The following is an 11,023-nucleotide window of genomic DNA, read 5'->3' on the forward strand; positions in this document are numbered from 1 at the left end:
TCGTCCCCGGGCTTCTGGCCTTACATCACGTATCGGAGGCATCGCCAACTCTGGCGGCTCTGCGCTCAAGAGCACGTTTTATCGCGTGATCAAGAAAAGCCAACTGGTCGAAACAGTAACTGTCTTCCTCGGACATGCTTTCACGGATGCTGGTAACCGATTCCGCTGCGCGAAGACGCTGAGCGATTTCGATTCCTCGTGCGGCACGCTTGCGCTCCGACTCCCGCCAAAATGCGGTAGTCTCGGGATTCCTGAACTCATACGGCTTCGTTCCAGCGCCAGAGAGGACTGCTTCCGAAAAATGAGCAAACTTCTTGTCGTCGGCCACAACCGCCCAAAAGATCGTTCTCGCTCTTACATAGAGATCGCGGTCGAGGAGGCAAGCAGCGAGACGATCAGCAATGCTATCGCTATAGAGCCCGGAATTCGTCACATAAGCTACAAACCTCCATCGGCAGTTGCCCACCGGGTCATCGGCCAGCTTAATAACAACGTCAGCCGCGCGATCCTCGGGCGGGTCAGCTTCCTCAAGATACCGCGCGCCGCGCTGACGCTCGCTCGAGTTCTCCGATTTAAGAAGTTCGATAAGCGGCCCGAGGTCAATCCCCTTGCGCCATCGCCCAAACACGATCCCCCATAGCGCATTGTAAGCAAAGTCTTTCCCGTAGTCTTCTCCGTCATTTATCATGCGAAGCAGATCACTGGTGGAGTAGGCAGTCAAATCAGAAGGCATTAAGAAAGCGGTGGTCGCACCACGCGCATTTTGTTGATGTAAGCGCCATAAGTGCCCAACAGTGACTTCGATGTCAATCGGAGATGCGACAGCTCTCCCGCTGGTGGGGCGAGCACGCCGCTCCGGAAGTTCCAGCTAACCATCAACCCATTTGTCAACAGGACCTAAACCGGCAACGCTATTCAACGCTCCTGCCGGCATGGAGGAGTACATTTCACCAAGGCTGATAGGCCCCCAATTACTTGGACCTGTCTTGTCCCATCTGTCGCGCTCATCGGCGCGCTCGATGGTGAGTGTGGCGCTGCGCTCCTCCTGTGTTATCGACCTGTGACTGGGAGACGTCGCTACCACCAATCCCATCTACAGGCCCGCCGGGATCATTGGCATCTGGTCCATAGCTGTGCCCATTCGGATCACTTTTATTGACAGGATCATTTCCTGAATAGGCGTATCGATTGGTACCGACGCCCAGCATGGTCGGGTCAACAGGATCGGGTGAAATGAACCGAGCATTGGCGACTGATCCAATCGAGATGGATATCATGCTGCAAACGAGCAGCAGGTTTAAAAATCGTGTCCTAAAACCTTGAGAAAATGATGTCATGAAAAGCCCCGCTTTAAATCAACGTGTTGCCCACAGCGTGGCTGATTCAGCTCACCGATTCAACTATGGGTATGGGGAGGTCTGGCAGCAGTCAATATCCGAATAGCGCCATCCCGAAGGAATTTCAACGTGCATGCGAGTCGCTCGGCGCATGGTCATTTTGAAATAATTGCTGACTATAGAGCCACTTTCGAAGCAACGGAGAAACGTCCTAAATGAGCCTCGCGCACATGAAGGGCAACCATATTTTGACTGAGGCAAGAGCGAGGAAGCCCGCAAACGATACCTTCGTCTTGTCATAACGCGTCGAAATACGCCTGAACTGTTTGAGCCTGTTAAACATTCGTTCGATGCGGTTGCGGTCTTTGTAGGCGGTGTAATCGCAAGATGGCGGATGCTTTCGGGTGGAGCGCGGCGGGATTACGGGACGTGTGCCGTGCAGGAGCAGCTGTTGTCGGACGGCATCCGCATCATATCCTTTGTCCGCAAGCATCTTTCGCGGACGGGTGACGGAAATTGCAAGAAGCTGGGGAACTGCCTTGTAGTCTGAAACCTCGCCGCCTGTTAGGATGAAGCCAAGAGGGCGGCCTTGACCGTCTGCGCGGACGTGGATTTTTGTCGTAAAGCCGCCGCGTGATCGACCAAAAGCCTGCTTGTCAGTCCCCCTTTTGCGCCAGCAGCCTGAGAATGGCCCCGGATGATCGTGCTGTCGATCATGTGCTGCCAGTCATCGGTTAAGCCAAGCTCCACAAGGGTCTCAAGTAACGCGTCCCATATGCCTTGCTGTGACCACCGTCGAAAACGAACGTAAACGGAATTCCATTTGCCATAGCGTTCGTGCATGTCGCGCCATGGGCAGCCGACGCGCAGGACATGCAACATCCCGTTGAGATAGCGGCGATTGTCATGTGCCGGACGGGACTTACGTCCTCTTCGCTAGGAATAAATGGCTCGACGATATGCCATTCCGCATCGCTCAAATCACCTAGCGCCAAAACTGCCTCCTAAAAAGCAGTCTTGAATCATGCTTGGAATGATTTGGGAATCCACTTTGTCAACACGACCTAAGGGTTCTCATCACATGGCTGAATATTATACGACCGGGTCGGTCCAACTGACCAACGGCAGCAAGACCGTGACCGGTGTCGGAACCGCCTGGGCGATTGCGCAGGTGGCCGGCGGCACGATCTTCGTTGAGGCTGAAGGCAACGCGCTTCCGCTCGTCTCGATCGAAAGCGACACTGCGGCGATTGCGGCCCTGGAATGGACCGGCGCGACCGGCACCTATCCATATGCCCTTCTGCGCGCCACCGCCTTCAGCGACCAGCTCGAAACCAACAGCAATATCCTATCCCGGCTTCTGGTCGCGATGGAGGCAGGAACGCTCTACCGCTATGACGTGGCGGGAGACTTCGCCGAACTGGCGACCTTTAACGAACGGCCGGAAGGTTTCGCCTTCCTGGCGATCGACACCAATCCGGCGAGGCTTTACATCAAGGCATCGGCCGCGTCCGGCGATTGGTCGGGACCATTCAGCTATGGCCCTGGTCCGGCGGGTCCGGCGCCTGAGATCGATTTCCAGCCAGTCGTGACCGGCTTGCCCGGCACCAACGCCGGGATGGTCGTGACGGGCAGCGGGGAACCGGCTGACCCTTACGAAATCACCTTCACCATTCCCGCCGGCAGGACCGGGATAAACCCGCGCGGCGACTATTCCAGCGTCACGGCCTATGATCCTCGCGACATGGTCACCGACAACGGTTCGTCATGGGTGGCGCTCCAGGCGACGACGGGCCATGCCCCACCCGTGCTTCCGGCAAGCGCAAATGCCTATTGGCAGCTTGCGGCCAGAAGAGGGATTGACGGAACGGGCACGGGCGACGTCGTCGGACCCAACGGCGTAACCGCCGGCCGCGTTGCCGCCTTCAGCGGAACGTCCGGCAAGATTCTGGTCGACAGTGGAAAGCTCGCTGCCGATCTGGTCACGGGTCCGGCCGCCTCCGTGGATGGCGCGCTTGTCGGGTTTAGCGGGGCTTCGGGCAAGCTCCTGAAAGCCCTTACCAGTGCCGAGGCCAAGTCCTGGCTTGCAACGACGGCGCTCGATGTCGTGTTCAGCAATGCGACGGCTAACCTCCCGGGTGCTCCGACGACGGTGCAAGCGGCAATCGAATCGCTGGCAATCAACTCCGGCGGCAAGAACGACGCTCTGCTGGCGCTCGAAATCGCCGACCTCAAGGGTGTGCGCCTCGGCATGAAGAACGGCGTTGCAGACGCCTTTGATGATCAAACGGGCGTTGATGCGGCGGCTTCGACGAATGAGGTCTATGATGCGGCGAACGACTGGTATGGGCCGTCTCCAGTGCCGACCACTGTGGTCCATTCCATCGCTCTTACGAATGAAGTTTCGGTTGCCACACAGCGCAAGTACCGCATCAGATACGCGGCTGCGGGGCTTGTTGCCGCCGGCACATTTGTTCGCATCAGAGTGGTCGGAGCTGCTGCCGGCGCTTCCAAGGCGATTACCAACATGTTCTTCGGCCGTGCTGCCGCGAGTGGCGACGCATGGGACCTGGACACCGTCTCAACCACTCCTGTCCGGGTAACGTTTGGAGGCTTAAGCAGCTTCACGCCTACCGCGTCCGGAGACTGGAGCGACTGGGTCCCGTTCCCCCTGGACAATACCAAGGATCACACCATTGCGATGGATCTTGTCGCCGCGACCGCTGGCGTTCGCTATCTCCCATCTCAGGCGCCCAATACCTCGACCTACTTCAAGGACGGCGCGGTAGACGAGGCGGGCACGCCTGATGTCACGGGTTACACCCTGACGACGGGCGCAACGCCGGTTGTCATGGCCATTGAGGTTAAATCCTCTGCCGGTGCATACGCCAATATGGCGCTGCGATCTGTGGCCTATGCGGCGGCCACAGTACCGACGACTGGTCGCCTCGCGGTTCAGCTTGTCGAGATTGATCCCACTACAATCAACACAGACGTTATCGCCAAGATGTCTCGTGACGGCGGGGTCACATGGGCAACAGCCGTTCTGACGTGGGCGCAATACCAATTCCTCCCAAGGGTCTACGAGGCGAACAATATCAACCTCGCAAGCCTTGGTTCCGGCAGCTCGCTGAAGTGGGAAATCGACACCGCCACCAATAAGAACGTCGCCGTTTCCGGTGTCGTCATGCAATGGAGTTGAGGTAATGGCAGCCAGGCTTTACGGGAACGCGATGATCGCCGGCCAGATGCCGACGCTTGATCACTACAAGACGGCTTTCGATGATCATCTCGATGCTGTCGCGGCTCAACGGCAGTACGACAACCGCATGACCATCGTCTGTTACGCCGGCAGCACCAATCCACGATGGGCAGCGGAGGCGGAAGCCTTCATCGCGTGGAGGGATTCTGCCTTGATCCACATGTTCCAGCAGCTCGCTGCCGTCGAGGTTAGCCAGATTCCGCCGCCGACCATTGAAGAGTTTATCGGCGGCATAACGCCGATCGCCTGGCCGGCCCTCTAAGTTGCATGGCTGACCACGACTTATTCGGCCGGGTGGGCTACCGTCTCGCTGCGGCGCCGTCTCCATGCCCGGCCTATTGACAGCACTATCGCGGTATAGGGCAGCAGCATGAAGTCAGCTCCGGTGTTCGTCCAGTAGCCGTAGCTATGCGAGAGATAGATGCTGAGATGCATGCTCGCGAAGAACATCAGGAATGCGGGGCTCAATCTCGGGAAAAACAACGCGATCGGCGCGGCAAGTTCCAGAGCAAATACCAGAAATGCGGCGATGTCGCCAACCGCCTTGAAGGACAGTATCGAGCTGAACCATAGGCTCGTCGACCATGTCGATACAAACAGGGACTTCTCGATCGCGGCGATGGAGAATAGATCGAGCCGGGAATCGACGACCCACAACGAGCCAATGTCGATGACCTTGTTCAAGCCGGAATAGAAATAGTAGGCGTCCATAAAGAACAGCAGGACAAACACAGGTCCGTGGAGGGTCGTGCTCAGGGTAAGCGGGTTGGCCGGTTTTCCGATCCTGTAGTACGCCTCGCTCGGGAACAGTGCGACGACAAAAAGCATGAAAAGCATGACCGTCGTCGAGGCGTCCATCGTGTCGCTTCCGAGCAGGAACCATCCGACGAGATGAGCACCAAGTAGGAGAGCGACCCAAGCCGCCAACCGGGGAAATATCCCGAGCAGGCCGCATAGGAGGGCGCCAACCGTCGTCATCTGGAGCGCGTGAAGTACAGCGACGGACGGGCGAGGGATGACTTCGTAGATGAATTGGAACGACGTCCAGTAGAGCCAGGGCGTCTTCCAATAGCTGAATAGCAGCGGGCGCGCTTCACGTCCGAACGCTTCCGGGGGCATAAAAGCCAGACCGGAAAAGTCCCACGACATGAACAGATAGGCAGCTAAGGCAAAAGCGCCGGCCTGAATGATGTAGCAATGAAGGGCAACGACCGGGCGCGGGCGGCCGTAGAAATCGATGGGGCCGAAGAATTTCGCGATCATCTATTCACCTGCGCAATCTTGGCGGCACCAACAACGTTCATCTGCTGTGACTTGTCATCGACCTTAACCGTCATGTTCCAAAGGGATACGGAGACGAGCTCGCTGGCCGGTGGGTAGCTGGTGTAGTCGATACGCTGATAGTTGAGGTGGCTCGGGTACGCGATTGCGTTCGGTATCATAAAGCCGCCGGCACGCCGATTTACGAAATTGTGTCGGATGATTTCAAAGAACTCTTTCTCGTGCGCCACATGGCCGTTTTCCACTCCGAAGGTTGCTTTCGGCCAGCTCACCATCGCCAGCTCATTGTTGCCGGGTCGGATAGAGCCGTCCTTGAAATGCAGAAACATGACCTCGCTGGTGGCATAGCCGCTCCGATGTATGAACGGGAGAACGGCGGGCTGTAGTGCCGAAGCGAATACTGCGGGGTCTACCTCCGGCGGCATCGATAGGCTTTCCGGCGCATCTGGCTTGATGATTTCGGGAAGGCCGACATAGATCCATCCGGGTACCCCGCGGTGTGCGATGCCAATGTGAAGCTGCCAGGAATAGCTGGTGAAAATCAGAAGGCAGACGCCAACCACGACCCAGCGGCTACGATCTGCTGGCTCTTCGGAAAGCCAACCGGCAACCGCGGCGCAGTATCTCCTAATGTAGCGCCTGGAGAAGACGAACACGAGAGCGAGCCCGATGGCCCACGGCAGGAAGATGCGGCCGGTGTCGCTCAGCCAGTCGATCCTGAACGGCTTGAGGCTTAGAACCGGCAAGAGCAGCGCGATGGCGACCACGAATCCCAGATAACCGAACAGCGCACTGGATATCCTTTCCTGTCGGCTACGGCCGCTGGTTGAAGTCTCCAAATCCCCACCCTCCGGGCCAAAAGGAAAACGCAAATGCTCTATGCCCTTCCCGGAACATGGCTTCAGCCTGTCCGCATGCAACATGCACATAACTCATTCCATTACGGATGAGATTGGTAGTACCTCCAGCGCGACAATTCAAGAACGGGAATCCCTCAGCGGTTGCGGACAKGGCGGCCCATTGTCACCGATCTAACCCACAAGGACATCAATCATGAGCGTCATCACTGCCGCGCAGATCCGCGCGGCTGCAAAATTGCGCGTCAACGAAAGCAACATGAACTCGGTCCTGGTCGCGCTCGACAAGTTCGGGCTTGGACTGGGGCTGAACCGGCCGCACCGGGTCGCGCACTACCTCGCGCAGCTGATGCACGAGAGCGGCGCTTTCCGCTTTGATCAGGAGATCTGGGGACCCACGGCGGCGCAGGCCCGGTATGACACCCGCACCGATCTCGGCAACACGCCGGAAGCCGATGGCGACGGCTACCTCTATCGCGGCCGGGCCGGCATCCAGATCACTGGCAAGGCGAATTATGAGGCCTTCCGCGACTGGTGCCGGCAGAAGGGTTTCAACCCCCCGGATTTCGTGGCGCAGCCAGATCTCGTCAACACCGATCCGTGGGAAGGCCTCGTGCCGCTCTGGTACTGGTCGACCCGAAACCTGAACGCCTACGCCGACCGCAACGACATCGAGACGATCACCAAGAAGATCAACGGTGGCAAGAACGGCCTGGTCGACCGCATCGACTACTACGGCCGGATCTCGCTGGTCCTGCTTGGCTACCAGCCGAACGAGGCCGACATCCGGCGCTATCAGTCCGAACGCGGTCTCGACATCGACGGTGATGTCGGGCCGAAGACCAGGGCGGCCCTTCATAAGGATCTCCTCGCTCTATCCGGAGCCACCGTGCAGATGGCGGCCTTTTCAGCCTCGCCGGTTAGCGAAGAGAAGGCAGTGGTGCCGGTCGCTGTCGAGACGCAGGTGAAGCGCAAGTTCAGCCTGTTCGGTTTGTTTGGCGGTGGCGGGTCATTTACCGGTCTCGGTCTGGCCGCCTTTGCCGGAATGGATTGGCAGGTGGTTGCGGTGCTGGCCGTCGTCATCCTGGTCACGCTGATCCTCGGCTTGCTGCTTCAGAACGCCGTCGTCTCGGCGATCGGCAAGATCAAAGCTGCGGTAGAGGCATGATCACCGACAAGATCAGCTTGGCGCTCGGCGCGGTCGGCGGGCTGGTGCTCGGCTTCGCTGTCTTCACCACCATCAATGCCGTCTGGTGGCTTCCGAACGCCAAGGAGGAGGCGCGGGCCGTCGAGCGCGCCACCATGCAGGCTGCAACCGACAAAGCCGTAGGAGAACTGAGCAATGAAGCTGACAAGGCTCGCTTTAACCGTCGCATGTGCCGTGAGCGCGGCGGCGTGTACCTCAACTCAACAGGTCAGTGCCTCCAAGGGCCAGCTGTCCCGCACGGCTAGGGCCATCGTCGGGACCTCACTGATCGGCGCAAAGGGCGCGACACCAGTCGACCAGGAGGCGATCGACGACACGGTAGCCGGTGTCTGCGGGGCGGGCGTCTGGACGCCGGGCGAGTGCCTTGCGCATGACCAGAATACGGCAAGAGCACGCTGATGGCGAAGGAAATCTACCTAACCTCGAAGCGCGGCCTCGGTTGGAGCGCTGTCACGGTCGACGTCTTTCCACCGCGGCAGCCCCGCCATCGTAGCCACCAGTAATGGACAAGCTGCCTGAGGTCATGCACCCTGAAGTTGGTGACGGAGCGTATAGGAGAGCGGGAAATCTTATAGGGCAGGCGCCGGAATGTGGCCCGTTCCAATGCCAACCGGAAGCGTCGGCTGGGTTCAAATCCCACGCCGTCACCACCTCTCCCCAGCACGACATTCGGAATGCGGAGGCGATTGATGATACGGTCGCCGAGCATCTGTCGCCGGCTGAGCTCTCCAAAATTGCAGCCGCGCCTTAAGTGGCGCAGCTGCCCGGTCCGGACAAAGAACAGCGTAAGCTGCCTGATTTACCTGGGAACGGATCTTTGACAATCAGGTGCTGTCGATATCCGAACTCCGTCGGGACGACCGCGGTTTCTGCCGCTCTTGCCGTAGCCGCTGATATCGTAATAGGCGCGGTTCACGGATCGGATTCTCGGCTCATCAATCCATCTTGAAGCAGCGCTTAACGCCTGGCGCGGGCTGCAACCTCGATCGGCAGACCTGCGGTCATATCGGCGGTCCTCCCGGTATTCGTCCCGGTAATCATCGCGATAGTATCTCCTATTATCGTATGACCGCCCGCCGCCGGTTCCGAACTCGAATTCCACCTGAGCAACTGCCGGAGTAGGCACTATACTCGTGCCGACAAACATGGCGGCAACGCCCGCCAATATGGCGATGTATTTTGCTTTCATCTTATCCTCCCAAGCGCTCTCGGAAGAGAGCCGCCACTGTTGTGCGTTATGAACGGGAATTAGGTGGATTCGTTCCTCCGGCCAACTGCGGAGCCGCTATCGCGCGCATCAGATCGTCCCGCGTACCGGGTTCCGGCGTTCTTCAGTACAGAGGGTTCGATATCCATGCCTACAACCTGGGCCGCAGGCCGCCGTAGAGGGTCAATTGACCTTCTTGCCGGGGAGGTGGTTGGCGGATTCAAAAATCTTCGAATAATCTGGTGGCTTGTCCCATGCGAACTCGGATGAGCAACGAGGGCAGGGCATTCCTGCAGCGCCGCAGCCGCAGGAACGGGTTCCACTCCAAGCCTTTGTTGGATGAGCTTCGCAAACCCAGCCGGTATCCTGACATGTTTTGCATAATCGCATTCACGCGCCTCCATTTCGCACCGGGGAAATGGAGTCGCCAGCGGCGTGGTCAACGGGACCGAAACCGGAACAAACGACCGAAATTCGGACTGACGCATTGAAAAGGGCAGCGGGAATAATGACAGGGATCGATGATATGCAGCTTCCGAGAAAAGCAGCCAGGCTAGAATGGAACTTGAACACGATCATCAATCTGATGACGCTGATCGGAATGCTGGCGGGCGGAATCTATATCTGGACCAACACCACCCGCGACATCGAAGACCTGAAGAAGTGGCGCCTAGCCCATGAGGATTACCACAAGGAGCGCCTGGCCGAGACCAGAGCCAGGGAAGCCAGCTTCAATGAACGCCTTCGCGCGGAAGAGGTGCGGGGTAATGACGTCGACCGGAAGATCGACAATCTCACCTATCGCGTGACGGTGGCCGAGCAGTCTGCCGTCAGCATCACGTCCTCCATCAAGGATCTCCAGACCGGCTTCAACAAGCAGGCTTCTGACATTCAGGTCGTGAAGGAGATATTGCAACGCATGGAGGCGGCGCAGCAGGGCCGGCCGCCACGTTGACCACCCTTGAGTTCATGCATATCGATCCGCGATCCACAGCGGACCCAGAGCCCCGTAGCCTTCACCGGCTGCGGGGCTTTGTCGCTTTTAGACTGCACGTAACATCCTGTCATCAGCTTGGCGTTCTTCTCGCCGCACGCCTCGCACAGCAGGCGCTTACTATTTCTCTGATGCCTTCGGGTCGAGCCTCGACACGCTGCGGAAGTTCGTCATAATTCCGTCAGTCATTCCGGGGGATTTTATGAAGTACTTTTTACTCGCTGTTTCAGCGTTTGCCTTGACTGCATGCCAGACCCAAACGCCAGACGAATGGAAGATACACAGATCAATCACAAATTCAGCTGAACGTCGCTGTCATGACAAGCAGGGGACGGACCTCTATTCGAAATGCGTTGAAAACGAGGTACAAGCAAGAACCAAATTTGTGAAAAGCATCCTGCCTCGCTATCGCGAGCCAGCGACGCGTTGATTCCCGCGCGCAACAGGGCGCGCATCACCGCGAAGACGAACCAGTCAGGAGATTTTTGAAACATCGGGCTTCCGATCCCAATGGGGATAGTGTTCGGCGCACCACCCTCGCATCGGCTGCGCTCCCTTGCCGAATCCAAGGGATCCGAGAAGAAGCAATATTAACTTCTTACGCGACGTCACGATTTCCATTTCGGACTCCTAGGTGCTGTTGACAAATGGGCTTTCCGTGGAGGTAACTGCGGAAGCCGCGAAACGCATTCGGAGAAGTAGGTTGAAACAACAGGCCGACGTTTGGTTGCAGCTTTTGGATGAAAGCACAGGTTCTTCGGTCATTATCGAAGATGACGGCGACAAGGCCTATGCATACCTCATGGATGCCGCAAAGGTGATTGTAAGCGACGTGTGGTTATATAATCGCGGTCCCGCTCCTGCGACAGAAGACTGGG

General features: G+C 58.0%; 9 protein-coding genes and 1 pseudogene. 5 read left to right on the forward strand and 5 right to left on the reverse strand.

Features of this window, described 5'->3' with window-relative positions; translation table 11 throughout:
• Nucleotides 1-25: 25 nt before the first annotated feature.
• The 3 genes and pseudogenes from AC1D3C_RS29370 to AC1D3C_RS29380 all read right to left on the reverse strand — a co-directional run bounded on the left by AC1D3C_RS29370 (nucleotide 26) and on the right by AC1D3C_RS29380 (nucleotide 2,332).
• Nucleotides 26-733, reverse strand: a complete 708-nt coding sequence (locus AC1D3C_RS29370) for a hypothetical protein (protein ID WP_477485363.1) — start codon at nucleotides 731-733, stop codon at nucleotides 26-28.
• A gap of 271 nt (nucleotides 734-1,004) precedes the next feature.
• Nucleotides 1,005-1,337, reverse strand: a complete 333-nt coding sequence (locus AC1D3C_RS29375; protein WP_477485364.1) for an RHS repeat-associated core domain-containing protein — start codon at nucleotides 1,335-1,337, stop codon at nucleotides 1,005-1,007.
• Between the two features lie 211 nt (nucleotides 1,338-1,548).
• Nucleotides 1,549-2,332, reverse strand: a pseudogene (locus AC1D3C_RS29380) (IS5 family transposase).
• Nucleotides 2,333-2,418: 86 nt separating this feature from the next.
• Here AC1D3C_RS29380 and AC1D3C_RS29385 point away from each other — a divergent pair.
• Together AC1D3C_RS29385 and AC1D3C_RS29390 are read left to right on the forward strand one after the other, a co-directional pair.
• On the forward strand, nucleotides 2,419-4,539 hold the full coding sequence (locus AC1D3C_RS29385) for a hypothetical protein (protein ID WP_477485365.1): 2,121 nt from the start codon (nucleotides 2,419-2,421) through the stop codon (nucleotides 4,537-4,539).
• Nucleotides 4,540-4,543: 4 nt separating this feature from the next.
• On the forward strand, nucleotides 4,544-4,861 hold the full coding sequence (locus AC1D3C_RS29390; protein WP_477485366.1) for a hypothetical protein: 318 nt from the start codon (nucleotides 4,544-4,546) through the stop codon (nucleotides 4,859-4,861).
• Between the two features lie 20 nt (nucleotides 4,862-4,881).
• Here the strand turns inward: AC1D3C_RS29390 and AC1D3C_RS29395 are convergent, their stop codons facing one another.
• Nucleotides 4,882-5,862, reverse strand: a complete 981-nt coding sequence (locus AC1D3C_RS29395) for a hypothetical protein (RefSeq protein WP_477485367.1) — start codon at nucleotides 5,860-5,862, stop codon at nucleotides 4,882-4,884.
• Nucleotides 5,859-6,803: a hypothetical protein gene (locus AC1D3C_RS29400; RefSeq protein ID WP_477485368.1), complete on the reverse strand. Its 945-nt coding sequence runs from the start codon at nucleotides 6,801-6,803 to the stop codon at nucleotides 5,859-5,861. The genes AC1D3C_RS29395 and AC1D3C_RS29400 overlap by 4 nt, the downstream gene beginning before the upstream one ends.
• A 130-nt stretch (nucleotides 6,804-6,933) precedes the next feature.
• On the opposite strand from AC1D3C_RS29400, the gene AC1D3C_RS29405 reads away from it, so the two are divergent.
• The 3 genes from AC1D3C_RS29405 (at nucleotide 6,934) to AC1D3C_RS29415 (ending at nucleotide 10,106) form a co-directional block, all read left to right on the forward strand.
• On the forward strand, nucleotides 6,934-7,905 hold the full coding sequence (locus tag AC1D3C_RS29405; protein WP_477485369.1) for a glycoside hydrolase family 19 protein: 972 nt from the start codon (nucleotides 6,934-6,936) through the stop codon (nucleotides 7,903-7,905).
• Entirely contained in the window at nucleotides 7,902-8,189 is a 288-nt protein-coding gene (locus AC1D3C_RS29410) for a hypothetical protein (protein ID WP_477485370.1), read from the forward strand. The genes AC1D3C_RS29405 and AC1D3C_RS29410 overlap by 4 nt, the downstream gene beginning before the upstream one ends.
• A 1,527-nt stretch (nucleotides 8,190-9,716) precedes the next feature.
• Nucleotides 9,717-10,106, forward strand: a complete 390-nt coding sequence (locus tag AC1D3C_RS29415; RefSeq protein WP_477485371.1) for a hypothetical protein — start codon at nucleotides 9,717-9,719, stop codon at nucleotides 10,104-10,106.
• Nucleotides 10,107-11,023 lie beyond the last annotated feature (917 nt).

The organism is Neorhizobium sp. P1_A6 (assembly GCF_056406795.1).

Excerpts from the sequence above, each read along its gene's own strand:
- AC1D3C_RS29385 (WP_477485365.1), top strand. The coding sequence starts at position 2,419 with ATGGCTGAATATTATACGACCGGGTCGGTCCAACTGACCAACGGCAGC.
- AC1D3C_RS29400 (WP_477485368.1), bottom strand. The coding sequence starts at position 6,803 with ATGTTGCATGCGGACAGGCTGAAGCCATGTTCCGGGAAGGGCATAGAG.
- AC1D3C_RS29395 (WP_477485367.1), bottom strand. The coding sequence starts at position 5,862 with ATGATCGCGAAATTCTTCGGCCCCATCGATTTCTACGGCCGCCCGCGC.
- AC1D3C_RS29375 (WP_477485364.1), bottom strand. The coding sequence starts at position 1,337 with ATGACATCATTTTCTCAAGGTTTTAGGACACGATTTTTAAACCTGCTG.
- AC1D3C_RS29405 (WP_477485369.1), top strand. The coding sequence starts at position 6,934 with ATGAGCGTCATCACTGCCGCGCAGATCCGCGCGGCTGCAAAATTGCGC.
- AC1D3C_RS29410 (WP_477485370.1), top strand. The coding sequence starts at position 7,902 with ATGATCACCGACAAGATCAGCTTGGCGCTCGGCGCGGTCGGCGGGCTG.
- AC1D3C_RS29370 (WP_477485363.1), bottom strand. The coding sequence starts at position 733 with ATGCCTTCTGATTTGACTGCCTACTCCACCAGTGATCTGCTTCGCATG.
- AC1D3C_RS29390 (WP_477485366.1), top strand. The coding sequence starts at position 4,544 with ATGGCAGCCAGGCTTTACGGGAACGCGATGATCGCCGGCCAGATGCCG.